The 23131-nt window shown below is 71.2% G+C and carries 23 protein-coding genes, 1 pseudogene and 1 riboswitch; of the genes and pseudogenes, 11 read left to right on the forward strand and 13 right to left on the reverse strand.

All coding sequences use genetic code 11. The features are described 5' to 3' along the window. Positions 1-34 precede the first annotated feature (34 nt). The gene (locus tag ACWFRU_RS01015; RefSeq protein ID WP_453683640.1) at positions 35-1561 is read left to right on the forward strand and encodes a phytoene desaturase family protein; all 1527 of its coding nucleotides are present in this window, start codon (positions 35-37) and stop codon (positions 1559-1561) included. Between the two features lie 22 nt (positions 1562-1583). Here ACWFRU_RS01015 and ACWFRU_RS01020 read toward each other — a convergent pair whose 3' ends face one another. The 5 genes from ACWFRU_RS01020 to ACWFRU_RS01040 all read right to left on the reverse strand — a co-directional run bounded on the left by ACWFRU_RS01020 (position 1584) and on the right by ACWFRU_RS01040 (position 5961). Then, positions 1584-2471, reverse strand: coding sequence for a hypothetical protein (locus ACWFRU_RS01020; protein WP_453683641.1), 888 nt, complete (start codon positions 2469-2471; stop codon positions 1584-1586). 45 nt (positions 2472-2516) lie between these two features. Continuing rightward, positions 2517-3437 (reverse strand): methylenetetrahydrofolate reductase [NAD(P)H], encoded by a 921-nt coding sequence (gene metF, locus ACWFRU_RS01025; protein ID WP_453683642.1) that lies wholly within the window; start codon positions 3435-3437, stop codon positions 2517-2519. A gap of 89 nt (positions 3438-3526) precedes the next feature. After that, a complete protein-coding gene (thiE, locus tag ACWFRU_RS01030) occupies positions 3527-4177 on the reverse strand; it encodes a thiamine phosphate synthase (protein WP_453683643.1) in 651 nt (216 codons plus the stop codon). An 85-nt stretch (positions 4178-4262) separates the two neighbouring features. Then, the gene (locus tag ACWFRU_RS01035) at positions 4263-4628 is read right to left on the reverse strand and encodes an Rv2175c family DNA-binding protein (RefSeq protein ID WP_363208251.1); all 366 of its coding nucleotides are present in this window, start codon (positions 4626-4628) and stop codon (positions 4263-4265) included. Between the two features lie 64 nt (positions 4629-4692). Further along, complete coding sequence (locus ACWFRU_RS01040) at positions 4693-5961, reverse strand: NAD(P)/FAD-dependent oxidoreductase (protein ID WP_453683644.1); 1269 nt, start codon at positions 5959-5961, stop codon at positions 4693-4695. A 130-nt stretch (positions 5962-6091) separates the two neighbouring features. Further along, a riboswitch (TPP riboswitch) is annotated at positions 6092-6204 on the forward strand. Here ACWFRU_RS01040 and thiO point away from each other — a divergent pair. The 6 genes and pseudogenes from thiO (at position 6202) to ACWFRU_RS01070 (ending at position 12119) form a co-directional block, all read left to right on the forward strand. Beyond that, positions 6202-7398, forward strand: coding sequence for a glycine oxidase ThiO (gene thiO / locus ACWFRU_RS01045; protein ID WP_453683645.1), 1197 nt, complete (start codon positions 6202-6204; stop codon positions 7396-7398). (Overlaps the previous riboswitch by 3 nt.) Further along, positions 7395-7622 (forward strand): sulfur carrier protein ThiS, encoded by a 228-nt coding sequence (gene thiS / locus ACWFRU_RS01050; RefSeq protein ID WP_365822760.1) that lies wholly within the window; start codon positions 7395-7397, stop codon positions 7620-7622. The genes thiO and thiS overlap by 4 nt, the downstream gene beginning before the upstream one ends. A 6-nt stretch (positions 7623-7628) precedes the next feature. After that, positions 7629-8423 (forward strand): thiazole synthase, encoded by a 795-nt coding sequence (locus tag ACWFRU_RS01055; protein ID WP_453683646.1) that lies wholly within the window; start codon positions 7629-7631, stop codon positions 8421-8423. A gap of 91 nt (positions 8424-8514) precedes the next feature. Then, positions 8515-10482 carry a Stk1 family PASTA domain-containing Ser/Thr kinase gene (pknB, locus tag ACWFRU_RS01060; RefSeq protein WP_453683647.1) on the forward strand — a complete coding sequence of 656 codons (1968 nt, stop codon included), beginning with the start codon at positions 8515-8517 and terminating at the stop codon, positions 10480-10482. Between the two features lie 90 nt (positions 10483-10572). Beyond that, positions 10573-11472 carry a deoxyribonuclease IV gene (locus ACWFRU_RS01065; RefSeq protein WP_453683648.1) on the forward strand — a complete coding sequence of 300 codons (900 nt, stop codon included), beginning with the start codon at positions 10573-10575 and terminating at the stop codon, positions 11470-11472. Between the two features lie 90 nt (positions 11473-11562). After that, positions 11563-12119, forward strand: a pseudogene (locus tag ACWFRU_RS01070) (DUF4396 domain-containing protein). A 40-nt stretch (positions 12120-12159) separates the two neighbouring features. Here ACWFRU_RS01070 and ACWFRU_RS01075 read toward each other — a convergent pair. Then, complete coding sequence (locus tag ACWFRU_RS01075; RefSeq protein ID WP_453683649.1) at positions 12160-12792, reverse strand: sulfite oxidase-like oxidoreductase; 633 nt, start codon at positions 12790-12792, stop codon at positions 12160-12162. Positions 12793-12966: 174 nt separating this feature from the next. Between ACWFRU_RS01075 and bfr the strand changes: the two genes are divergently transcribed. Next, a complete protein-coding gene (bfr, locus tag ACWFRU_RS01080; RefSeq protein ID WP_363208257.1) occupies positions 12967-13446 on the forward strand; it encodes a bacterioferritin in 480 nt (159 codons plus the stop codon). 7 nt (positions 13447-13453) lie between these two features. Here bfr and ACWFRU_RS01085 read toward each other — a convergent pair whose 3' ends face one another. The 3 genes from ACWFRU_RS01085 to ACWFRU_RS01095 form a co-directional block, all read right to left on the reverse strand. Next, positions 13454-13711 (reverse strand): (2Fe-2S)-binding protein, encoded by a 258-nt coding sequence (locus ACWFRU_RS01085; RefSeq protein ID WP_453683650.1) that lies wholly within the window; start codon positions 13709-13711, stop codon positions 13454-13456. Between the two features lie 162 nt (positions 13712-13873). Next, positions 13874-15226: a class II 3-deoxy-7-phosphoheptulonate synthase gene (locus ACWFRU_RS01090; RefSeq protein ID WP_453683651.1), complete on the reverse strand. Its 1353-nt coding sequence runs from the start codon at positions 15224-15226 to the stop codon at positions 13874-13876. A 35-nt stretch (positions 15227-15261) separates the two neighbouring features. Further along, complete coding sequence (locus ACWFRU_RS01095) at positions 15262-16191, reverse strand: DUF2867 domain-containing protein (protein ID WP_453683652.1); 930 nt, start codon at positions 16189-16191, stop codon at positions 15262-15264. A 45-nt stretch (positions 16192-16236) separates the two neighbouring features. On the opposite strand from ACWFRU_RS01095, the gene ACWFRU_RS01100 reads away from it, so the two are divergent. The 3 genes from ACWFRU_RS01100 (at position 16237) to ACWFRU_RS01110 (ending at position 18882) form a co-directional block, all read left to right on the forward strand. Further along, positions 16237-16830 carry a TetR/AcrR family transcriptional regulator gene (locus ACWFRU_RS01100; RefSeq protein ID WP_453683653.1) on the forward strand — a complete coding sequence of 198 codons (594 nt, stop codon included), beginning with the start codon at positions 16237-16239 and terminating at the stop codon, positions 16828-16830. Positions 16831-16840: 10 nt separating this feature from the next. Beyond that, on the forward strand, positions 16841-16897 hold the full coding sequence (locus tag ACWFRU_RS01105; RefSeq protein ID WP_351162541.1) for a trp operon leader peptide: 57 nt from the start codon (positions 16841-16843) through the stop codon (positions 16895-16897). Between the two features lie 113 nt (positions 16898-17010). Beyond that, positions 17011-18882, forward strand: a complete 1872-nt coding sequence (locus ACWFRU_RS01110; RefSeq protein WP_453683654.1) for an anthranilate synthase family protein — start codon at positions 17011-17013, stop codon at positions 18880-18882. An 18-nt stretch (positions 18883-18900) separates the two neighbouring features. Here the strand turns inward: ACWFRU_RS01110 and ACWFRU_RS01115 are convergent, their stop codons facing one another. The 4 genes from ACWFRU_RS01115 to macS all read right to left on the reverse strand — a co-directional run bounded on the left by ACWFRU_RS01115 (position 18901) and on the right by macS (position 23118). Continuing rightward, positions 18901-19905, reverse strand: coding sequence for a 2-hydroxyacid dehydrogenase (locus ACWFRU_RS01115; RefSeq protein ID WP_453683655.1), 1005 nt, complete (start codon positions 19903-19905; stop codon positions 18901-18903). 107 nt (positions 19906-20012) lie between these two features. After that, the gene (locus tag ACWFRU_RS01120; protein WP_453683656.1) at positions 20013-21050 is read right to left on the reverse strand and encodes a 6-phosphofructokinase; all 1038 of its coding nucleotides are present in this window, start codon (positions 21048-21050) and stop codon (positions 20013-20015) included. 167 nt (positions 21051-21217) lie between these two features. Continuing rightward, positions 21218-21901, reverse strand: a complete 684-nt coding sequence (locus tag ACWFRU_RS01125; RefSeq protein ID WP_453683657.1) for a response regulator — start codon at positions 21899-21901, stop codon at positions 21218-21220. Then, on the reverse strand, positions 21898-23118 hold the full coding sequence (gene macS, locus ACWFRU_RS01130; protein WP_453683658.1) for a MacS family sensor histidine kinase: 1221 nt from the start codon (positions 23116-23118) through the stop codon (positions 21898-21900). Before macS ends, ACWFRU_RS01125 begins: the two co-directional genes overlap by 4 nt. Positions 23119-23131: the final 13 nt, after the last annotated feature.

The following is a 23131-nucleotide window of genomic DNA, read 5'->3' on the forward strand; positions in this document are numbered from 1 at the left end:
GTGACTGTCGGTGGCGGCCGATAAAGTCCCTGGCATGGCACGGATTGTGGTGATCGGCGCCGGGATGGGCGCGATGACGGCGGCCGCCCGGCTGGCCGTCGCGGGCCACCGGGTGGTGGTCCACGAGCGGTCGGGGACGTACGGCGGCGCGCTCGGCAGCTTCGAGCGGGACGGCTTCGCCTTCGACACGGGCCCGGGCCTCCTGCAGCTCCCCGCCGTCTATCGCGACCTGTTCGTCAAGACGGGCAAGGAACCGCTGGAGAAGTGCGTCGAGCTGTCCCAGGTGGAGCCCGCCGTGCGGCACGTCTTCGCGGACGGCACGACGGCCGACCTGCCGAACGCCTCGCGCGCGGGCGTCGGTGAGGCCCTCGACGCGGCCATCGGCAGCGGCGCCGGCGCCCGCTGGTCGGCATACATGAACCGCGCCCGTGAGGCGTGGGACCGCACCCGGCGCCCCCTCCTGGAAGAGCCCCTCTGGCCGAACTGGCAGGTGCTCGCCGAGCGCGAGCCCTACCCCGCGGTGGCGCACAAGCGCCTCCTGCGGCGCGAGCGGCGCGCGAAGACCCTCACCGAGGTCGGCGAGCTCGAACTGGGCGGCGACGCACGCCTCCTGGCGCTCCTCGAGCAGTACGCCCTCGGGTGCGGACTGGACCCCCGTGCGACCCCGGCGAGCGCGGCCGTCCTGCCCTACATGGAGCACACCTTCGGCGCCTGGTCCGTGCGCGGCGGGGTGCGCGCGCTCGCCCGCGCCGTGTACGAGCGGTGTCTGGCCCGGCGCGTCGAGTTCGTGTTCGACTCCGCGGTCACCCGGATCATCGAGAAGGACGGCCGCGCGGCGGGCGTCGAGCTCGCCGACGGGACGGCGCACGAGGCGGACTTCGTGGTCGCGGGGGTCGCGCCCGGCGCATTGGACGGCTTGTTGTCCGGTGTATCCGGCATGCCCGGCGGTTCCGGTGTGAACATACGGGCGGAGGGTGAGATCCAGGCACGCTCGGGTCTTCCCAGCCGCCTGATGATCTTCCTGGCGCTGACCGGAGCGCGGCCGGACGGCACGCCCCACCGCACGGTGCTGCACACCCCCGACCGCCGGGACGAGCTGGACCGGCTCTTCGGGGACCGCCCGGGGCTGCCCGCCGCCCCCACCCTCACGGTGCTGCGCCCGGCCGACCCGGCGCTCACGCCCGGCGAGGGGCACGAGGCGGTCACCCTGACGGCCACCGTGCCCGCGCACACGGAGGTCACCGAAGCGGACGTGGAGCGGTTGCTCGACCGTGCCGAAGCCGTGCTGCCCGGACTGCGGGACCGCCTGCGGTGGCACGAGGTGCGCACCCCCGCCGACATCGCGGAGGCCACCGGCGCGGACGGCGGCGCGGTCCCGCCCCCGTCCCTCGCGGCGGGAGAGGGCCGGCTGCTTCACCCGGCCAACAGCACGCGGCTGCCCGGGCTCTTCGCGGCCGGCGGCTGGTCCCATCCCGGCGGCGGCCTTCCGCACGCGGGCATGTCCGGCACGCTGGTCGCCGGACTGATCGTGGAGGGACCGGAGTTCCGGGGCTCGCAGTGAGCAGGACCCCGGTCCCGCGAACTCAGTAGCGGTACTGCTCGTTGTAGCCCGCGTCGTAGCCGTTCCCCTGGGCCTGCTCGCCCTGGTAGGGGTACGGCTGCTCGGGCGGGAGTTCGCCGCCGTACTGCCCGTAGGGGTCCTCGACGCTGCGCTGCTGGGGCACCCAGACCCCGCCGGGCGGCGTCTCGTTGTACGTCCCGTCACCGCTGCCGTAGGGATCGGCGGCGGGATAGGGCGCGTACTGCTGCTGGTCGGCGTAGGCGTCGTAGCTCTGCTGGCCGCCGTAGGACTGCGTCCCGATGTACGGGTCGGAGTACGCGGCGTACTGCTGCTGCCCCGTCTCGCCGTACGCGTAGGGCTGCTGGGGGTCATAGCCCGCGGTGGCGTACGTGTCGTAGCCGTAGCCGCTGTCCTGCTGGGCGGACTGCTGCTGGGCGGACTGCTGCTGCGCGTACGCGTCGTCGCTGTAGACGCCGTACTGGCCGGTGTCGTCGGGCATCGGCTCCGGGGCGTAGACCCCGCCGCCGGGAGGGGCCTCGGGCGGCGGTCCTGCCGGGCCCGACGCCTCGTACTCCAGGTCGGAGACCTGCAGCGTCGGCTCCTGGGAGACTTCCGCGCCCCGCGGATTCGTCTTGCGGCGCTTGCTCAGGCCGGGCTGGCCGCCGAGCGCCCAGCCGGTGGAGAAGCCCCGCCGGAAGGACAGCGTCACGTACGTCTGTCCCGTGGCGAAGGCGATCGCGCCCGCACCGATGACGATCACCGACGGCAGCAGCACGCCGATGACCACGCCGAGGAAGCCGCCGAAGGCGAGCAGCCGCCAGCGCAGCCGCGCCTTGTACTGCAGCAGCACTTCGCCCAGCAGCCACAGCGCGACGCATCCGAACGCGATGTAGAGGACCGTCCAGCCCATGTACGCCCCTCTCCCCGCGGCCGCCGCCCCCAGGGGTACGACCGGTCAGGTCTGCGGGTGATGCAGACCCAGATTCTCGTAGATTTCCAGCGTCGCCGTGGAGTTGTTCAGCGTGATGAAGTGCAGCCCCGGCACACCCTCGTCAAGGAGTCGCGCGCAGAACTCCGTCGCGAACTCGATGCCAATGGAGCGTACAGCCGCCGGATCGTCTTTGGCTGTGAGGATGCGCTCTTTGAGCGCCGGGGGGAAGGAAGCGTTGCTGAGCTGGGGCAGCCGCTCCAGCATCCGCACGTTCGTCACCGGCATGATCTCAGGAATGATCGGAGTCGAACAGCCCGCGGCCTCGACCCGGTCACGAAGGCGCAGATACTCCTCCGGGTAGAAGAACATCTGTGTGATCGCGTAGTCGGCGCCGGCGCGGCACTTGTCGACGAAGTGCCGGACGTCGGTGTCCCACTCCTCCGAGCGCGGGTGCATCGCGGGGAAGGCCGCGACGCCCACGCAGAAGTCACCGGACTCCTTGATCAGTCGGACCAGTTCGGCGGCGTACGTGAGGCCCTCGGGGTGCTTGACCCAGTCCGCGAGGGGGTCGCCGGGCGGGTCGCCGCGGACCGCGAGCATGTTCCTGATGCCGGCGTCCGCGTACTGCCCGATGATGTTGCGCAGTTCGGCCACGGAGTGGTCGACCGCGGTGAGATGGGCGACCGGCGTGAGCGTCGAGTCGGCGACGATCTGCTGCGTCTCCTTGACCGTGCCCGCGCGTGTGGACCCGCCCGCTCCGTACGTCACGGAGACGAAGCTGGGGGCCACCGCCTCGACCCGGCGCAGGGCGTTCCACAGGTTCCGCTCGCCCTTCGGGGTCTTCGGCGCCGAGAACTCGAACGAGTACGTCGTCTTGCCGGTCGCGAGCATGTCGCGCACGGTGCGTGCGCGATCAGTTCTGGTGGAAGCAGTGCCTAGGGCCATACGGGCAGGTTAGCTACGGGGCACCGCTACCGGCCAATCCCCGTCCACCCTGCGGACAGCGTCGCCGAAGGTTGGCCGAAGATCGCCGATCAGGCCGTACGCAGCCGCTTCGCGAAGTCGGCGGCCGCCGCGCCCGGATCGTCCGCCTCCGTGATCGCCCGTACGACGACGACCCGGCGGGCGCCCGCTTCGAGCACCTCGTCGAGGTTGTCCGCGTCGATGCCGCCGATGGCGAACCACGGGCGGTCGGCGCCCAGCGAGGCCGTGTACCGGACGAGGTCGAGTCCGGGGGCGTGCCGGCCGGGCTTGGTGGGGGTCGGCCAGCAGGGCCCCGTGCAGAAGTAGTCCACGCCGTCCTGCGTGGCCGCGGCGGCGGCCTCGCTCTCGGCGTGCGTGGAGCGGCCGATGAGCACGTCCTGGCCGAGGACGGCGCGGGCCGCGGGCACGGGCAGGTCGTCCTGGCCCAGGTGCAGCACGTCGGCACCGATGGCGTGCGCGACGTCCGCGCGGTCGTTCACCGCGAGGAGCTTGCCGTGCCGGCGGGCCGCGTCGGCGAAGACCTGGAGGTGGTCGAGTTCCTCGGCCGCCTCCATGCCCTTGTCGCGCAACTGCACGATGTCGACGCCGCCGGCGAGGACGGCGTCGAGGAACTCGGGGAGGTCTCCCTGGCGCTTGCGGGCGTCCACACACAGGTAGAGGCGGGCGTCGGCGAGCTGCTCGCGGGCAGGCTTGGTGGCCATGGAAAGGTCCCCCCGGTCGTCGGTGGCCTACGGGCCGCGGGCCCCCGGGGACCCGCGGTCCGTACGCAACGGTTTTCCGTTTCGGTCAGACGGCGAGCGCCTGGGCGCGGCGCTTCACCTCCGTGCCGCGATTCTCGCTCAGGGCCTGCGCGGGGGTGCCGGGCAGGGTGGGGTCGGGAGTGAAGAGCCACTCCAGCATCTCTTCGTCGGAGAAGCCGTCGTCCTTCAGGAGCGTCAGGGTGCCGGTCAGGCCCTTGACGACCTTGTCGCCGTCGATGAAGGCGGCCGGCACCTGAAGCGCGCGGTTCTCACCACGGCGTACGGCGATCAGCTGGCCCTCCTTGACCAGCTGGCGCACACGCGTCACCTCGACGTCGAGCATTTCTGCGATGTCGGGAAGGTGGAGCCACTCGGGGACGAGAGCATCGGTCTTTGCGTCAATCTCGGTCACGGGAACAAGGGTATCGCCGGGCACCGACAGCGGCCGGTCAGAGCCCCCGGTGACGGCGGCACCGCTACGCCGGCAGTGCCTTCTTCAGCGGAACCGCGGGGTCCGAGGCCAGCTCGGCGGAGAGCCGGGCGCCCGCCTCGATCAGCTTGCGGCCCTGCGCCAGGTCCCTGGGACGGCCCACCGCGAGAAGGGCCACCAGAACCCCCTGCCGCAGCCAGCACACGCTCCAGGCCGCGCCCGACGGGTCGCCGCGCCACACCAGCTCGTCGGCGGACGCGTGATGGCCCGCGTACTGGACGAAGCGGCCGAACTGCTCCGACCAGAAGTACGGGACCGGGTCGTACGCCGAAGGGGTATCGCCGATGATGTTCGCCGCCACCGTGCGCGGGCCCTGGAGCGCGTTGTCCCAGTGGTGGACGAGCAGACGCTCGCCATACCTTCCCGAAGGGAAGGAGGAGCAGTCGCCGACCGCGTACACATCGGGTTGCGACGTCCGCAGGTGGTCGTCGGCGAGGACCTCCCGGTGGGCGCCCAGGGCGATGCCGGAGTCCGCGAGCCAGCCCGTGGCGGGGCGTGCGCCGATGCCGACCACGACCGCGTCCGCGGGCAGCCGGGTGCCGTCGGCCAGGTGGACGCTGCCGGGCTCGACGCGGTCCACGCGCGCGTGGGTGCGCAGTTCGGTTCCGGAGTCGGCGTACCAGGCCGTCATCGGGGCGGCGACCTCCGCGGGCAGCGCTCCGGCGAGCGGGCGCTCGGCGGCCTCGACGACGGTGACCTGGCAGCCCGCCTCGCGCGCCGCGGTCGCGAACTCGGCGCCGATCCAGCCCGCGCCGACGACCACGATGCGGTGCTGCCCGGCGAGCACGGGTCGCAGCCGCTCGGCGTCGTCGAGCGTGCGCAGCAGATGGACGCCGGGCACTCCGGAGGCCCCGGGGAGCAGGATCGGCTCGGCGCCGGTGGCGATGACCAGGGCGTCGTAGGGGACGGGCCCCCTCGCGGTGTCCAGTTCGTGGTCCGCCGGGCGGACGCCCGTGACCTCGTGGCCCAGGCTCAGCTCGATGCCCAGCGCCTCGAAGTCGACGTCGAAGGCGGAGCCCTCCGCCTTGCCGAGCAGCACGGCCTTGGACAACGGCGGCCTGTCGTACGGCTGGTGGGGCTCCGCGCCGATCAGGGTGACCGCACCGGCGAACCCCTGCTCGCGCAGGGCCACGGCGGTCTGCACCCCGGCCATCCCCGCGCCCACGACGACGACCCGCCCGCCCGTCTCCCGCCGCCACCCCTCCAAAGAGCTTCGCGCCCCTTCTGATTCTTCCTGCCTCCGCTGCTCACTCACCCGATCACTCTAGGACGGCGGACGAGGCGCGCCTCAGGGCGCGACGGCGAGATCTCTGACACACCGTCACTGCCCTTGACCGCCCGGCCGCCCTACCTACGCCGGGGCGCCAAGGGCTAGGGTTGCCGTGCAGAGCACTCGCGGGAGCCCGGACGCACCGGGCTGAGAGGGAGGCTGGACGGCCTCCGACCGTACGAACCTGATCCGGGTCATGCCGGCGAAGGGAGGGGCTGGACACCCATGCATCCACGAACACCACCCCGTACGACGGACACGAGCGACGTCCTGGTCGTCGGGGGCGGCATCATCGGCCTGGTCACGGCCTGGCGGGCGGCGCAGCGCGGCCTGTCCGTCGCGGTCGTGGACCCCGAGCCCGGCGGCGGCGCGGCGCAGGTCGCCGCGGGCATGCTGGCCGCCGTCACCGAGCTGCACTACGGGGAGCAGACGCTGCTCGGCCTGAATCTGGCCTCCGCGCGGCGCTATCCCGAGTTCGCGGCCGAGCTGACGGAGGCGAGCGGCCGCGACCTCGGCTACCGCGCGTGCGGCACGCTCGCCGTCGCGCTGGACTCCGACGACCGCGCCCATCTGCGGGAGCTGCACGCCCTTCAGGAGCAGTCGGGGCTCGCGTCGGAATGGCTGAGCGGCCGCGAGTGCCGGCGCCTCGAACCGATGCTCGCGCCGGGCGTGCGCGGCGGCCTTCGGGTCGACGGCGATCACCAGGTCGACCCGCGCAGGCTCGCCGCGGCGCTCCTGGTGGCCTGCGAGCGGGCCGGCGTGGTCTTCCACCACGCGTGGGCGGAGCGCCTCTCGGTGACGGGCGACCGGGCCACCGGAGTCGTCGTCGCCGACGGCACCGCCCTGGAGGCCGGTCAGACCGTGCTCGCCGCGGGCAGCCTCAGCGGGCGCCTCGCCGGAGTCCCGGAGGGCGTCCTGCCGCCCGTGCGCCCGGTGAAGGGCCAGGTGCTGCGGCTGACCGTGCCGCGGCGTCTCGCGCCGTTCCTGAGCCGCACCGTGCGCGCCGTGGTGCGCGGCAGCCACGTCTACCTGGTGCCGCGCGAGAACGGCGAGCTCGTCGTCGGCGCGACCAGCGAGGAACTCGGCTGGGACACGACGGTCACGGCCGGCGGCGTGTACGAGCTGCTGCGGGACGCCCACGAGCTCGTACCCGGCATCACGGAACTGCCGCTGACGGAGACCCGCGCGGGCCTGCGCCCCGGCTCCCCCGACAACGCGCCGCTGCTCGGCCCGACCGCGCTCCCCGGCCTGCAGCTGGCCACCGGGCACTACCGCAACGGCGTCCTCCTGACGCCCGTCACCGGCGACGTGCTCGCGCATTCCCTGACCACCGGTGAACTGCCTGACGAGGCAAGGGCGTTCACTCCCCTGCGTTTCGTCCGCGATCCCCTCACGCAGCGTTTCCTGGAGCAGCCCGCATGACTCTCCCGTCCGACACAGCCGTGACCGCCGTCTCCGTGAACGGAGAAGCACGCGACGTGGCCGCGGGCACCACGCTCGAAGCCCTCGTCGCCACCCTGACCGCGGCCCCGTCCGGGGTCGCCGCCGCGCTCAACGAAACCGTCGTACCGCGCGCGCGGTGGTCCACCACCCCGCTCGCCGACGGGGACCGCGTCGAGGTCCTCACCGCCGTCCAAGGAGGCTGAACCGACATGGCAGACGATCCCTTCGTCATCGGCGGGCTCACCCTCTCGTCCCGTCTGATCATGGGTACGGGCGGCGCGCCGAGCCTGGACGTGCTCGAACGTTCCCTCGTCGCCTCCGGCACGGAGCTGACGACGGTCGCGATGCGCCGCCTTGACCCCGGGGTGCAGGGCTCGGTGCTCTCCGTCCTGGACCGGCTCGGCATCCGCGTCCTGCCGAACACGGCGGGCTGCTTCACCGCGGGAGAGGCCGTCCTGACCGCCCGGCTCGCCCGGGAGGCGCTCGGCACCGACCTGGTCAAACTGGAGGTCATCGCGGACGAGCGCACCCTGCTGCCCGACCCCATCGAGCTCATCGACGCCGCCGAGACCCTGGTCGACGACGGATTCACGGTCCTCCCGTACACGAACGACGACCCGGTGCTCGCCCGGAAACTGGAGGACGTGGGCTGTGCAGCGATCATGCCGCTCGGCTCCCCCATCGGCTCCGGGCTCGGCATCCGCAACCCGCACAACTTCCAGCTGATCGTCGAGCGCGCGGGCGTGCCGGTGATCCTGGACGCGGGCGCGGGGACGGCGTCCGACGCGGCCCTCGCCATGGAACTGGGCTGCGCGGGTGTGATGCTCGCCTCGGCCGTGACACGGGCGCAGGAGCCGGTTCTGATGGCCGAGGGCATGCGGCACGGGGTCGAGGCGGGGCGGCTCGCGTACCGGGCCGGGCGCATCCCCCGGCGGCACTTCGCCGAGGCGTCCTCGCCCGTGGAGGGCATGGCCCGGCTCGACCCGGAGCGGCCCGCCTTCTGAGCGCCGCCCGCCTGTCACAGCTCGGCTGCAGTCAAGGCCCGAGCGTGCCCGGGCGGGCAACGGTGTCGGTGGTGGCTCGTAGACTCCCTGCGTGGACACGACCCTTCAGGACCCGCTCGTCGGGCAGGTGCTCGACGGCCGCTATCGCGTGGACGGGCGGATCGCGGTCGGCGGGATGGCCACGGTCTACCGGGCCGTGGACACCCGCCTGGACCGCGTGCTCGCGCTCAAGGTGATGCACCCGACGCTGGCCGCCGACGTCTCGTTCGTCGAGCGCTTCATCCGCGAGGCCAAGTCGATCGCCCGGCTCTCGCACCCGAACGTGGTGGGGGTGTACGACCAGGGCGCCGACGGCGCGTACGTCTATCTCGCGATGGAGTACATCGCCGGCTGCACCCTGCGTGACGTGCTCCGCGACCGCGGCGCCCTGCAGCCGCGCGCGGCCCTGGACATCCTGGAGCCGGTCCTGGCCGCGCTCGGCGCCGCGCACCGCGCGGGCTTCGTGCACCGCGACATGAAGCCGGAGAACGTCCTCATAGGGGACGACGGCCGGGTCAAGGTCGCCGACTTCGGGCTCGTGCGCGCGGTGGACACCGTCACGAACACGACCGGCACGGTCCTCGGCACCGTCTCCTATCTCGCCCCCGAGCAGATAGAACACGGCACCGCCGACACCCGTGTGGATGTGTACGCGTGCGGCGTCGTGCTCTACGAGATGCTGACCGGCGCCAAGCCGCACTCCGGTGAGTCGCCCGCCCAGGTGCTCTACCAACACCTCCACGAGGACGTACCGCCCCCGTCGGCGGTCGTCCCGGGGCTCCCCGTGGAGCTCGACGAACTCGTGGCCTCCGCCACCGCTCGCACGCCCGACGTCCGCCCGTATGACGCGGTGGCGCTCCTCGGGCAGACCAGGACGGCGCGCGCCGCGCTCTCCGTCGAACAACTGGACGCGGTGCCGCCGCAGGCCCACGCGGCGGACCACGGCGACGCGGGCCGCGACAACTCCGACGACCGTACGGACGTGATTCCGCGCGCGGTGCGCCCCGTACAGCTGCCGCTCCCCACGGACGGCGACGAGAACCGGCACCACCAGGACCAGCTCAACCGCACGAGCGTCCTGGCGTCGCCGCCGCCCGCTCCGCCGGCCGCACCCGGCCGCGGGGGCGTCAGTCCGCGTCGCCGCACGCTGGCGGTGGTCGCCGCCGTGCTCCTGGCCCTCGGCCTCGGCGCCGGTGTCTGGTACATCAACTCCGGCCAGTTCACGAAGGTCCCGCCGCTCCTGGCGAAGACCGAGTCGGCGGCCAAGAAGCGCCTCGGCGAAGAGGGCCTCGAGGTCAACGACGTCAAGCGCGCCTACAGCGACACCGACAAGCGCGGCACGGTCATGGCCACCGACCCCGAGGCGGGCGAGCGCATCCGTGACAACGACGGGGTGACGCTGACCATCTCCATGGGCCCCGAGATCGTGAAGGTCCCGCGCCTTTCGGGCACCCCCTTGGCCAAGGCGAAGGACGAGCTCAAGGACGCCGGGTTCGCTCCCGGGATGACGAACAAGGCGTTCAGCGACGAGATCCGCAAGGGCTCCGTGATCGGCACGGACCCGAAGGCGGGCACCAAGCGCAAGGCGGGCTCGGCCGTCGCGATCACCGTCAGCAAGGGGCCCGAGGTCGAGGTCCCCGACGTGACGGGCGACTCGCAGGCGGACGCGACCTCCGAGCTGGAGGACCTGGGCCTGAAGGTCAAGATCTCGACGAAGCGGATCCACTCGGACGAGGACAAGGGCACGGTCGTCGAGCAGTCCCCCAGGGAGGGCCAGAAGCGGCTCGCCGAGGGCGACACGGTCACCCTGACGCTGTCCAAGGGCCCCGAGATGATCGAGGTCCCGGACGTCGAGGGGATGAGCGTCGACGAGGCCACACAGGAGCTGGAGGCCGTCGGCTTCGACGTGGAGGAGGACCGCGGACTGCTGGGCCTCTTCGGGGACAAGGTGGAGCGCCAGTCCGTGGAAGGCGGCGACGAGGCCCCCAAGGGTTCCACGATCACCATCAAGATCCGCTGACCCCTGACCCGCTGGTCCGCTGCTCCCCTGCCCCGCTGATTTCTGGGTCCGTCGACGGGAGGCTCACGCGCTCGTGCCACCCTTGAGCGCGTGAGCAGCAACGACTCCCCCAGCACCCCGCCCCACGGCCCCCTGGCCCGCAATCCCGTCGGCGGCCATGTCCCCGTCGCGGGTGGCCTCGCCTCCGTCGGGCTCTCGTACGCCCGTGACCTGGGCGCCGAGGCCGTCCAGGTCTTCGTGGCCAATCCGCGGGGCTGGGCCACGCCGCCCGGCAATCCGAAGCAGGACGAGGAGTTCCGCGCGGCCTGTGCCGCGGAGGGGATTCCCGCGTACGTCCACGCGCCCTACCTCATCAACTTCGGTTCGCACACCGAGGCGACCGTGGAGAAGTCCGTGGAGTCCCTGCGCCACTCGCTGCGCAGGGCCCGCGCGGTCGGCGCGCTCGGGGTCGTCGTGCACACCGGTTCCGCCACCGGCGGCCGGGACCGCGCCGTCGCCCTGCGGCAGGTGCGCGACCGGATGCTGCCGCTGCTCGACGAGCTGACGCACGACGACGACCCGTTCCTCCTCCTGGAGTCGACCGCGGGCCAGGGTTTCTCGCTCTGCTCGCGCACCTGGGACTTCGGCCCGTACTTCGACGCGCTGGACACCCACCCGAAGCTGGGCGTCTGCCTGGACACCTGCCACATCTTCGCGGCGGGCCATGACCTGGCCGGCCCCGGCGGCATGAAGGAGACGCTGGACCTCCTGGTCGACACCGTCGGCGAGGGCCGCCTGAAGCTGGTGCACGCCAATGACTCCAAGGACGTGGTCGGCGCCCACAAGGACCGTCACGAGAACATCGGCACCGGTCACATCGGCGAGGAACCCTTCCGCGAGCTGATGACCCACCCCGCGACCGAGAACGTGCCGCTGATCATCGAGACGCCCGGCGGCAAGGAAGGGCATGCCGCGGATGTGGCACGCCTGAAGGAGCTCAGGAGCATCTAGGAACCTCAGGAACCCCTTGAGGAATACCCCCTAGGGGTATACGGTTCTTGCCAGGCGGCAGGAACCGTTGTCCGACGTTGGGGGATTCTCATGCAGCACGACCACGACACTCACGCCGAGCACGCGCATCACGAGCACGAGCACGCGGGACACCACGAGCACCCGCACACGGGGCACCAGCACGCGGGGCAGCACGGCATCGGCAAGGTCAGCTGGCGCATGGCGGCTCAGGCCACCCTCCACTGCCTCACCGGGTGCGCCATCGGCGAGATCCTCGGCATGGTCATCGGCACCGCGCTGGGCTGGGCTGGGGGAACGTGCAGACGATGATCCTCGCGATCACCCTGGCCTTCTTCTTCGGATACGCCCTGACCCTGCGCGGCATCCTCACGGCGGGCGTCGATTTCCGGACGGCGTTCCGGGTCGCGCTCGCCGCGGACACCCTGTCCATCGCGGTGATGGAGTTCATCGACAACGGCGTGATCGCGCTCTGGCCGGGAGCCATGGACGCCCATCTGACGGACCCGATGTTCTGGTACATCCTCGCCATCGCCCTGGCCGCCGCCTTCGTGATCACCGTCCCGGTCAACAAGTGGATGATCGGCCGCGGCAAGGGCCACGCGGTGGTGCACCAGTACCACCACTGACTCAGCACCCGCGCTGACCAGGCAGAAGAGTCACACAGGGCTAGAGCTCGGGGCCGTCCCCGGGCTCTTCCTGGTACGAGTAGCGCTGCTCGGTCCAGGGGTCGCCGACGTTGTGATAGCCGCGCTCCTCCCAGAAGCCTCGGCGGTCGGCGGTCATGTACTCGACGCCACGGACCCACTTGGGGCCCTTCCAGGCGTACAGATGAGGCACCACGAGCCGCAGCGGGAATCCGTGCTCCGCGGTCAGCAGCTCGCCCCCTTTGTGGGTGGCGAAAATCGTGCGCTCGTCCATGAAGTCGGCCATCCGCAGATTGGAGCTGAAGCCGTACTCGGCCCAGACCATCACATGGGTGGCGTCCGGCGCCGGCGGTGCGATCTCCAGCAGGGCCCGCGCGGGCACCCCGCCCCATTCGGCGCCGAGCATGCTGAACTTCGTGACGCAGTGCAGATCGCCGACCACCGTGGCGTACGGAAGAGCCGAGAACTCCTCGTGCGTCCAGCAGTGTTTGCCCCCGTCGGCGGTGGCCCCGAAAACCCTGAACTCCCAGCGCTCCGGGCGGAACTTCGGCACCGGCCCGTAGTGGGTGACCGGCCAGCCCCTCTGCAGTCGCTGCCCCGGTGGGAGCTCTGGCTCCACTGCTTCCCGAGATGCGCGATCCGCCGACTGACCCATGAGTCCATCCTGACAGACCCGGGTAGGTGGACGTGACCAGGAGGCCGCCGACCGGCGCCGGTCGGCGGCTGATTGGGGCAACTCCTACTAAGCATGCACTTACTGGACGGCCTCCCGTACCGGTGCAAGGATGCGCGGAACCTGCCCAGTTACCACGTGGAAGGAGCCTCTGCGATGCAGGGCGACCCCGAGGTCATCGAATTTCTCAACGAGCAGCTGACCGCCGAGCTCACGGCGATCAACCAGTACTTTCTCCACGCCAAGATGCAGGAGAACTTCGGCTGGCCCAAGCTCGCGAAGTACACCCGGTCCGAGTCGATCGACGAGATGAAGCACGCGGAGATCCTGACCGACCGGATTCTCTTCCTCGACGGCCTGCCCAACTACCAGCGGCTCTTCCACGTTCGTGTGGGCCAGACCGTCACGGAGATGTTCCAGGCCGACCGGCAGATCGAGGCGGAGGCGATCGACCGCCTCAAGCGCGGCATCGAGGTGATGCGCGGCAAGGGAGACATCACTTCCGCGAACATCTTCGAGTCGATCCTGGAGGACGAGGAACACCACATCGACTATCTCGACACCCAGCTCGAACTGGTCGAGAAGCTCGGCGAGCCGCTCTACATCGCGCAGCTCATCGAGCAGCCGGAGAGCTGAGCGCGGGCTAGGCGGCCTCGTCCAGACCGGTGTCCAGGCCTGCGTCCACGCCGGTGAGCACAGGCTTCCCCTGGTCGGCCAGCTCCCTGCGGGGGCACGTGCCCCGGCCCAGGAGCGCCTGGATGCTTCGCACACACGAACCGCAGTCGGTGCCCGCCTTGCTGGCGGACGCTATCTGGCGGGGTGTGCAGGCACCGTCGGCCGCGTGCTGCTTCACCTGCGCCTCGGTGACTCCGAAGCAGTTGCAGACGTACACGCGGTTCACCTCCCGGGCAGGATTGATCGGCGGCGCCATCCCGTTTAATCGGTGAGGCTAACCTAACCTTACCCAGGACCCCCGGTCCACAAAAGCCCCGATACGCCGGTGGGGCACGGATCACATGGATCCGTGCCCCACCGTCGCGTCGTGCGGGAATACCTGTGATTCCTACTGGTCGCGGTACATCTCCGCCACCAGGAACGCCAGGTCCAGGGACTGGCTGCGGTTCAGGCGCGGGTCGCAGGCCGTCTCGTAGCGCTGGTGCAGGTCGTCGACGAAGATCTCGTCGCCGCCGCCCACGCACTCGGTGACGTCGTCACCGGTGAGCTCGACGTGGATGCCGCCCGGGTGCGTGCCGAGGCCCTTGTGGACCTCGAAGAAGCCCTTGACCTCGTCGAGCACGTCGTCGAAGCGGCGGGTCTTGTGGCCGGAGGCCGCCTCGAAGGTGTTGCCGTGCATCGGGTCGGTCACCCAGGCGACGGTCGCGCCGGAGGCGGTGACCTTCTCGACCAGCTCCGGGAGCTTGTCCCGGACCTTGTCGGCGCCCATGCGGACGATGAAGGTCAGACGGCCGGGCTCGCGGTCCGGGTCCAGGCGCTCGATGTACTGCAGCGCCTCCTCCGGGGTCGTCGTCGGGCCGAGCTTGATGCCGATCGGGTTGCGCACCTTGGAGGCGAACTCGATGTGCGCGCCGTCCAGTTGACGGGTGCGCTCACCGATCCAGACCATGTGGCCCGAGGTGTCGTAGAGCCGTCCGGTGCGCGAGTCCACGCGGGTGAGGGCCGACTCGTAGTCGAGGAGCAGCGCCTCGTGCGAGGCGTAGAACTCGACGGTCTTGAACTCCTCCGGGTCCGTCCCGCAGGCGCGCATGAAGTTGAGCGCGTTGTCGATCTCGCGCGCCAGCTGCTCGTACCGCTGGCCCGAGGGGGACGACTTCACGAAGTCCTGGTTCCAGGCGTGCACCTGGCGCAGGTCGGCGTAACCGCCGGTGGTGAAGGCGCGCACCAGGTTGAGCGTGGACGCGGAGGCGTTGTACATCCGCTTCAGGCGCTCGGGGTCCGGGACGCGGGCCTTCTCGTTGAAGTCGAAGCCGTTGACCGAGTCGCCGCGGTACGTCGGCAGCGTCACGCCGTCGCGGGTCTCGGTGCCCTTGGAGCGCGGCTTCGAGTACTGCCCGGCGATGCGGCCGACCTTCACGACGGGCACGGAGGCCGCGTACGTCAGGACGGCGCCCATCTGGAGCAGCGTCTTCAGTTTGTTGCGGATGTGGTCGGCCGACACGGCGTCGAAGGCCTCGGCGCAGTCGCCGCCCTGAAGCAGGAACGCCTCTCCCTTGGCGACGGAGGCCAGTCGGGCGCGCAGCTGGTCGCACTCGCCCGCGAAGACGAGCGGCGGATACGACTCGAGGTCCGCGATCACATCGCGCAGAGCCTCGGCATCGGGGTACTCAGGCTGCTGCGCCGCGGGAAGGTCTCGCCAGGTGTTGCCACCGTTAGGGGTGGTCTTAGCGTTCACGGTCACCCCCACAACATTACGGGGTGATGTCCGCCGTCCATTCACCCGCTCACCAAGTGAGACGGACCCGACACAGCCGAGCGTCGGCGCTCCAGCTCCCGCTCGCCCGCGCTCGGCGTCGCCAGGGCGAGCTCGCGGTGTGTGCGGCGCAGCATCGTGCGGGCCATGAAGGGGTGGACGTGCTTGACCACGCTCCAGTAGGCCCGGCTGCGCAGGGCGTCGGCCCGCACCGCGGTGCTGAGCGTGACGTACTGGTCGTCGACCAGGATCGAGGCGCGGGCGGTCAGACCCGCGGCCTCCACCTCCAGGAGCAGTTCGCCGCCTTCGCGCGCGATCACGGGGAAGGCGTCGCGCAGGATGCCGGTCCAGGCCCGCGGGTCGCGCGGCTGCCCCGGGAGCAGCCGCATGCGGTACGCGTCCTCGTAGCCGGGGTGGTCGACGGCGGTGCGGATCAGGTGGGCGGCCTCGGGTGTCCCGACCGTCTCGGGGCGGCTCCACATGAGGCGGTTGTAGAGCCGCACCCTGGGCGACCACCGGACGGGGCGGGCACAGCCGCCCGTCGCCGCCCGCTCGAAGTTGTCGAAGACCTCTTCGATGATCGTGTCGTGCAGGGGCCGGACGACGGCGGGCCACAGCAGGCGGTCCTTGCCGAGCGGCCGGAGCTCCAGGACGTGGCGGACACGGCAGCGGTCCTGCCCGAGGGGCTCGACGGACATCTCGTGGAAGCCGTTGTCCGGCGGGGTGAAGGCGAAGCGCACGCGCCTGCCCGGCTCGTACTCCGTGACGCTGTAGCGGACCGGGCCGTGGCCGCCGACCGCGCCCACGCCGAGTGGCCGGTCGAAGAGCATCGCCGCCCAGGCCGGCGTCGGGAAGACCGGGTCGTCCTCGGCGGAGAGCCGGTCGAGCAGGGCTCCGACCTCCCCCGCCGGGGCCTCGATCACACGCTCGTGTTCATTGCGCACCGTGCCCATCACGTACCTCCATACGCTGGCGTATGGTCGACCATACGGTACCGTATGGCCATGGCGCAACGGCAGCAGAAGAAGCCCACGGCGAAGTCCCGGCTGTCCGCTCAGGACTGGGCCGACGCCGCTCTCACCGCGATCGGCGAGGGCGGTCTCGCAGCCGTCGCCGTGGAACCCCTCGCCGTCCGCCTAGGCACCACCAAGGGCAGCTTCTACTGGCACTTCGCCAACCGTGACGCGCTCATCGAAGCCGCCCTGAACCGCTGGGCCGAGATCCACACCGAGGGGGCGATCCAGGAGGTCGAGGCCGAGCCCGACCCCCGGCAGCGCATCCGCCTGCTCTTCGCCGAGGCCATCGCGTCGGCCACCTCCGACCCCCTGGAGGTCGCCCTCCTGGCGACCGCGTCGCACCCCCAGGTCGCCGAGGTCATGCGCCGCGTCACCGAGCGCCGGGTGGCGTACGTCGCCGAGCTCTTCGCCGGGCTCGGCTTCCCCGAGCCGGAGGCGCGGCGTCGCGGGCTGCTCGCGTACACGGTCTATCTGGGGCACGCGCAGCTCGGGCACGCGGTGCCGTCGGCGCTGCCCGGCCTCGACGAGTTCGGCGCGTATCTGGACGAGGCCCTGGACGTCCTGATGATGCGCTAGGGTGCGGGACATGCACGCGCAGACGACCCGAAACTGGTGGTGGCCCGCTCATCCGGCGGCCCACTGACTCTGCGCGTTTCGAGACTCGCGAAGGCCGCCCGAGGGGCGGCCTTCAGTGTTTTCCGGACCGGGTTCCGGGGGGCGTGGCCGTTCCTCTCCGAGTGAGAAGGAACCGAACCGATGCCATCCAGCCTTTCCCACCCGCACCTGCTCGACCTCGTCGACGACGACCGCCCGTTCGCCGTGCTCCGCCGCCGCACACCCGGCCACGACCACGACACGGTCGAGGTCCTGATCGGCGAAGTCGGCACGTACGACCGGCTCGCCGACCTCCCCGACGAGGGCCTCGCCCTGATCCCCTTCCGGCAGATCAGGGAGCGCGGATTCGACGTACGCGACGACGGCACGCCGCTCGCGGTCCTGACCCCCGAGACGACCTACGAACTCCCGCTCGCCGAAGCCCTGTCGGCGCTGCCCGGCCATGACGTGCACGTCGAGGGCGGTGCCTTCGACGTCGACGACGACGCCTACGCGGAGATCGTCGGGCGGGTCCTTCGCGAGGAGATCGGGCGGGGCGAGGGCGCGAACTTCGTCATCCGGCGTACGTACGAGGGTGAGATCCCCGGCTTCTCCAGGGCGGACGCCCTGGCCCTCTTCCGCAGACTGCTCGTGGGCGAGCGGGGCGCCTACTGGACGTACGTCGTGCACACCGGCGACCGGACGCTGGTCGGGGCGAGCCCCGAGGTGCATGTGCGGATGTCCGGCGGGACGGTCGTCATGAACCCGATCAGCGGGACCTACCGCTACCCGGCCGAAGGGCCCACGGCGGACGATCTGCTCGGCTTCCTCGCCGACGGCAAGGAGACCGAGGAGCTGTCGATGGTCGTCGACGAGGAGCTCAAGATGATGTGCACCGTCGGCGACATGGGCGGTGTCGTCGTCGGGCCGCGGCTCAAGGAGATGGCGCACCTCGCGCACACCGAGTACGAGCTGCGCGGCAAGTCGTCCCTGGACGCGCGCGAGGTCCTGAAGGAGACGATGTTCGCGGCGACCGTCACCGGCTCGCCCGTGCAGAACGCCTGCCGCGTCATCGAGCGCCACGAAACGGGCGGGCGCGGCTACTACGCCGGCGCCCTCGCCCTCATCGGCCGAGACGCGGGCGGCGCGCAGACCCTGGACTCCCCCATCCTGATCCGCACCGCCGACATCTCCGCGGACGGAAAGCTGCGGGTTCCGGTCGGCGCCACGCTCGTACGGGGCTCCGACCCGGCCAGTGAGGTCGCCGAGACGCACGCCAAGGCGGCCGGCGTGCTCACCGCGCTCGGGGTGCGCCCCGGGCGCCCCCGCGACGAGCGCGTACGCCCCGCCCTGGCCGACGACCCGCGCGTGCGGGCGGCCCTCGACAGCCGACGGGCCGGGCTCGCGCCGTTCTGGCTGCGGATGCAGGAACAGATCGCCGAGCTGACCGGGCACGCCCTGGTGATCGACGGCGAGGACACGTTCACGTCGATGCTGGCGCATCTGCTCCGCTCCTCGGGCCTCACGGTCTCCGTACGCCGCTACGACGAGCCGGGTCTGCGGGAGGCGGCCCTGGCCCACGAGGGCCCGCTGATCCTCGGCCCCGGCCCGGGCAACCCCTCGGACCCCGACGACCCGAAGATGACCTTCCTGCGCTCCCTGGCCGCCGAGGTCATCCGGGAGCACCGCCACGGCGTCCTCGGTGTCTGCCTCGGCCATGAGCTCCTGGCCGCGGAACTGGGCCTGGAGATCGTCCGCAAGGAGGTCCCCTACCAGGGCGCCCAGACGCGGATCGATCTGTTCGGGCGGCCGGAGACGGTCGGCTTCTACAACAGCTTCGCGGCCCACTGCGACGAGGAGACGTCGCTTGAACTGGCCGCGCACGGCATCGAGGTCAGCAGGGACGCGGCCACCGGAGAGGTGCACGCGCTGCGGGGGCCCGGCTTCGCGGGCGTCCAGTTCCACCCGGAGTCGGTGCTCTCGCTGCGCGGGACGGCGATCGTGCGGGAGCTGCTCTCCGGGGTGCTCGTCTAGGTCTCCGGCCGCAGGAGCCTAGGACTTGGGGGCCGCCGGGACGAGCACGTTCTCGCTGCGGCGGCCCTCCTTGTAGTCCAGGACGTTCTGCACCGTGGTGTCGATGATCTGGCCGACCGCGTCCACGGTGTAGTACGCCTGATGCGAGGTGACCACGACGTTCGGGAACGTCACCAGACGGGCCAGGGTGTCGTCCTCGATGGCCTCGAGGGACTTGTCCAGGAAGAAGAGCCCCGCCTCCGCCTCGTACACATCTAGCCCGACGCCCGCGAAGCGCCCCATGCGCAGCTCCGAGACGAGCGCGTCGGTGTCGATCAGGCCGCCGCGGCTGGAGTTCACCAGGATCGCGTCGTCCTTCATCATCCGCAGCGCGTCGGCGCCGATGATGTGCTGCGTCGCGGGGAGCAGCGGGACGTGCAGGCTGATCAGGTCGGCCTGCGCGAAGAGCTCCTCCTTGGGCACGTACTTCATGCCGAGCTCGACGCACGCGGGGTTCTCGGCGACGTCCCAGCCGAGCAGCCTCATCCCGAAGCCGTGCGCGATCCGCGTGAACGCCTCGCCGATCTTCCCGGTGCCGAGCACGCCGACCGTGCGGCCCCGCAGATCCCGGCCCATCAGGCCGTCGAGCCTGAAGTCGAAGTCGCGGGTGCGGTTGCTGGCCCGGACGATGCGGCGGTTGACGGCCATCGCCAGGGTCCAGGCGAACTCGGCGACGGAGTACGGCGAGTAGTACGAGACGCGGGCGATGGTGATCCCGAGGCGCTCGGCGACCAGCAGATCGATGTTGTTGAAGCCGGTCGAGCGCTGGGCGATCATCTGCGTCCCGCCCGCCGCGAGTGTCTGCAGGACGCGGTTGCCGAGATCGGCGTTGACGCTGGTCGAGATGATCTCGTAGCCGGCGGCGATGGGGGCGGTGTCCTCGGTGAGGAAGACGTCGAGGCAGCGCACGTCGTGGTGCGCGGCGAAGGCCTTCTCGATCAGCGGCTTCTCGTCGGCCTGCACGCCGAAGGCGAGGATCTCCATGGGCCGAGTGTAGGTATGACGGGGTGGATCGGCACTGCGGGGAACGGGTGGGCGGGTGGGAGAGATCCGCCGCGAAGCGGCGGCACAGGGCACCCGCCCACCGGAGATCAGCCGAAGAAGACGCCCACCTCGGAGTAGAGCTGCGGGTCAACGGTCTTCAGCTTCGACGTGGCGTCAGCGATCGGTACGCGCACGATGTCCGTGCCCCGCAGCGCCACCATCTTCCCGAAGTCGCCGTCCCGCACGGCCTCGATCGCGTGCAGCCCGAAGCGGGTGGCCAGCCACCGGTCGAAGGCGCTCGGCGTGCCGCCGCGCTGCACGTGCCCGAGGACGGTCGTCCGCGCTTCCTTGCCCGTCCGCCCCTCGATCTCCTTGGCCAGCCACTCCCCCACGCCCGAGAGCCGCACATGCCCGAAGGAGTCCTGCGTGCCGTCCTTGAGGACCATCTCGCCGTCCTTGGGCATGGCCCCTTCCGCGACGACGACGATCGGCGCGTACGACGCCTTGAACCGCGAGGTCACCCAGGCGCACACCTGGTCGACGTCGAAGCGCTGCTCGGGGATGAGGATGACGTTCGCGCCGCCCGCGAGCCCGGAGTGCAGCGCGATCCAGCCCGCGTGCCGTCCCATGACCTCGACCACCAGGACCCGCATGTGCGACTCGGCGGTCGTGTGCAGCCGGTCGATGGCCTCGGTGGCGATGCCCACGGCGGTGTCGAAGCCGAAGGTGTAGTCCGTGGCGGAGAGGTCGTTGTCGATGGTCTTCGGCACGCCGACGACATTGATGCCGTACTCGTCGGTGAGCCGGGCGGCGACGCCGAGGGTGTCCTCGCCGCCGATCGCGATGAGGGAGTCGACCTCGTGCTTGGCGAGGTTCTCCTTGATGCGGCGGATGCCGTTCTCCGCCTTGAGCGGGTTGGTGCGCGAGGAGCCGAGGATGGTGCCGCCCCGGGGCAGGATGCCCCGCACGGCCGGGATGTCGAGCGGGACGGTGTCACCCTCCAGCGGACCCCGCCAGCCGTCCCGGAAGCCGACGAAGTCGTAGCCGTACTCCTGCACGCCCTTGCGGACGACGCCCCGGATGACGGCGTTGAGCCCGGGGCAGTCGCCGCCTCCGGTCAGTACTCCGATTTTTTTGGCCGCCATGGAAACGTCCCTTCGCCTCAGTGACCTGATGCGAGTCACGCTAATGGTGATCCAGGTCACTCGGGGACGGTCCGGATGGTCAATTCCTTTTCGTTCCAGGGGAGTTCAAAGGGAGTTGATCACGCGAGTTCACCCATATGAGGGTTCGGCCGCGGGGTCGCAAGGGGTCACGCGTCGTCGAGACCTCGCTCGATCGCGTACCGCACGAGCTCGACGCGGTTGTGCAGCTGGAGCTTGCCCAGGGTGTTCTGCACGTGGTTCTGCACGGTGCGGTGCGAGATGACCAGGCGTTCGGCGATCTGCTTGTAGCTCAGGCCCTTGGCGACGAGCCGCAGCACCTCGGTCTCGCGGTCGGTCAGCTGCGGGGCCTTCGGCTCGTCCGGGGCGCCGGGCACCGGATCGGATGCCAGGCGGCGGTACTCGCCGAGGACGAGGCCCGCGAGCCCCGGGGTGAAGACCGTGTCGCCGACGGCCGTGCGGCGCACCGCGTCGGTCAGCTCGGCGGTGGAGGCCGACTTCAGGAGATAGCCGGTGGCACCGGACTTGACCGCCTCCAGGACGTCGGCGTGCTCGCCGCTCGCCGAGAGGACCAGCACGCGCAGGGCCGGGTTGGCGGCCACGAGTTCCTTGCAGACCTGGACGCCCGGCTTCAGGGGCAGGTTCAGGTCGAGCACGAGGACATCGGGCGCCGCGGCCTGTGCGCGGCGCACGGCCTGCTCGCCGTCGCCCGCCGTGGCGACCACGTCGAACCCCGCCTCGGCGAGGTCGCGGGCGACCGCGTCCCGCCACATCGGATGGTCGTCGACCACCATCACCCTGACGGCGCCGTCCTGCTGTCGCTGCTCGCTCATCGTTCGATTCCTGCCTTCCCCCGTGGGACTCTCAGTTCTACTTCCGTGCCCTGGCCGGGCACCGAGATCAGCTCGGCCGTGCCTCCGATGTCCCGCAGGCGGCCCCTGATCGACAGGGCGACACCGAGCCGCCCCTCCCCCTCGGCCTCCGCGAGACGGCCCTCGGGAATGCCGGGGCCGTCGTCCCGCACCGTCACGATCACGGCGTCCGGCTCGTCCTCGACCAGGATCCAGGCCCCGGCGTCCGGGCCCGCGTGCCGGTGGACGTTGTCCAGGGCGGCGCCCACCGCGGCGGCGAGCTCCCGGGCGGCCTTCGGCGCGAGGGCGACCGGAGCGCCCGGCTCCGAGACGGTGACCTTGGCGCCCGCGTACGGGAAGAGCAGCGACCGCAGGTCACAGCTCTCTCCGTCGTCGGTGTCGTCGTCCGGCTCCTCCACCGCGCGGACCACGGCCCCGAGCGAGGCGTCCTCCGACTCGTGCGACGGCAGGACCAGGCCGCCCGCCACCAGCGTACGGAGCGCGACCTCCTGCTCCCCCGCCATCCTGCCGAGCTCCGCCGCCTCGCCGCCGAGCGCGCTGCCGCGCCGCTGCACCATGGCCAGGACCTGGAGCACGCTGTCGTGGATGTCGCGGGCCAGGCGCTCCCGCTCGCGGGTCGCGGCCTCGATCTCCAGGGCGCGGGCGAGGGTGCGCTCGGAGGCGCGGGCCACCTCGACCACGTAACCGATGGCGATGGAGGCGATGCAGACAAGCAGGACGTTGTGGAGCGTGTCCTGGGTGGGCCTGCCGCGCTGCGCGATGTTGGCCACGCCGACGAGCGCCGACGCGAACGCCGCCCACCGCCAGCCGCCCTTGATCGCGAACGCGAGCACCGCGCCCGCCGTCCATATGGACGGCAGCGTCGGACCGTCGTGGACGATCCGCTGGTGCGAGTCGGCGACCGGCGTGAGCAGGATGCCGACCAGCGCGATGGTCAGGTCGGTGATCAGGAACCGCTTGGTGCAGCTCGCCGCGTTCGCGACCTTGGGGAGCGTGCCGATGGTCCAGCCGGCGAGCACCGCGTAGAACGCGATGGCCACCCAGGGGCGGTCGAACTTGTCGTACGCGGCCACGAACAGGCCGATCGCGTACAGCATCGTCAGCACGCGGTAGCCGGTCAGCGCGCGCCACAGCGGCTGCTCGACCGACATCCTCATGACGCGTACGCGCTTGGTCATGTCCCCCACCCCT

It is taken from the genome of Streptomyces sp. NPDC055099 (assembly GCF_053607685.1).

Bases quoted from the DNA above. Each gene is read 5' to 3' on its own strand.
- ACWFRU_RS01120 (WP_453683656.1), bottom strand. From the start codon at position 21,050: ATGGCGGCCAAAAAAATCGGAGTACTGACCGGAGGCGGCGACTGCCCC.
- bfr (WP_363208257.1), top strand. From the start codon at position 12,967: ATGCAGGGCGACCCCGAGGTCATCGAATTTCTCAACGAGCAGCTGACC.
- thiE (WP_453683643.1), bottom strand. From the start codon at position 4,177: ATGGCCACCAAGCCTGCCCGCGAGCAGCTCGCCGACGCCCGCCTCTAC.
- macS (WP_453683658.1), bottom strand. From the start codon at position 23,118: ATGACCAAGCGCGTACGCGTCATGAGGATGTCGGTCGAGCAGCCGCTG.
- ACWFRU_RS01110 (WP_453683654.1), top strand. From the start codon at position 17,011: ATGCCATCCAGCCTTTCCCACCCGCACCTGCTCGACCTCGTCGACGAC.
- ACWFRU_RS01075 (WP_453683649.1), bottom strand. From the start codon at position 12,792: ATGGGTCAGTCGGCGGATCGCGCATCTCGGGAAGCAGTGGAGCCAGAG.
- ACWFRU_RS01125 (WP_453683657.1), bottom strand. From the start codon at position 21,901: ATGAGCGAGCAGCGACAGCAGGACGGCGCCGTCAGGGTGATGGTGGTC.
- ACWFRU_RS01115 (WP_453683655.1), bottom strand. From the start codon at position 19,905: ATGGAGATCCTCGCCTTCGGCGTGCAGGCCGACGAGAAGCCGCTGATC.
- ACWFRU_RS01095 (WP_453683652.1), bottom strand. From the start codon at position 16,191: ATGGGCACGGTGCGCAATGAACACGAGCGTGTGATCGAGGCCCCGGCG.
- ACWFRU_RS01015 (WP_453683640.1), top strand. From the start codon at position 35: ATGGCACGGATTGTGGTGATCGGCGCCGGGATGGGCGCGATGACGGCG.
- ACWFRU_RS01020 (WP_453683641.1), bottom strand. From the start codon at position 2,471: ATGGGCTGGACGGTCCTCTACATCGCGTTCGGATGCGTCGCGCTGTGG.
- metF (WP_453683642.1), bottom strand. From the start codon at position 3,437: ATGGCCCTAGGCACTGCTTCCACCAGAACTGATCGCGCACGCACCGTG.
- ACWFRU_RS01055 (WP_453683646.1), top strand. From the start codon at position 7,629: ATGGCAGACGATCCCTTCGTCATCGGCGGGCTCACCCTCTCGTCCCGT.
- thiO (WP_453683645.1), top strand. From the start codon at position 6,202: ATGCATCCACGAACACCACCCCGTACGACGGACACGAGCGACGTCCTG.
- ACWFRU_RS01100 (WP_453683653.1), top strand. From the start codon at position 16,237: ATGGCCATGGCGCAACGGCAGCAGAAGAAGCCCACGGCGAAGTCCCGG.
- thiS (WP_365822760.1), top strand. From the start codon at position 7,395: ATGACTCTCCCGTCCGACACAGCCGTGACCGCCGTCTCCGTGAACGGA.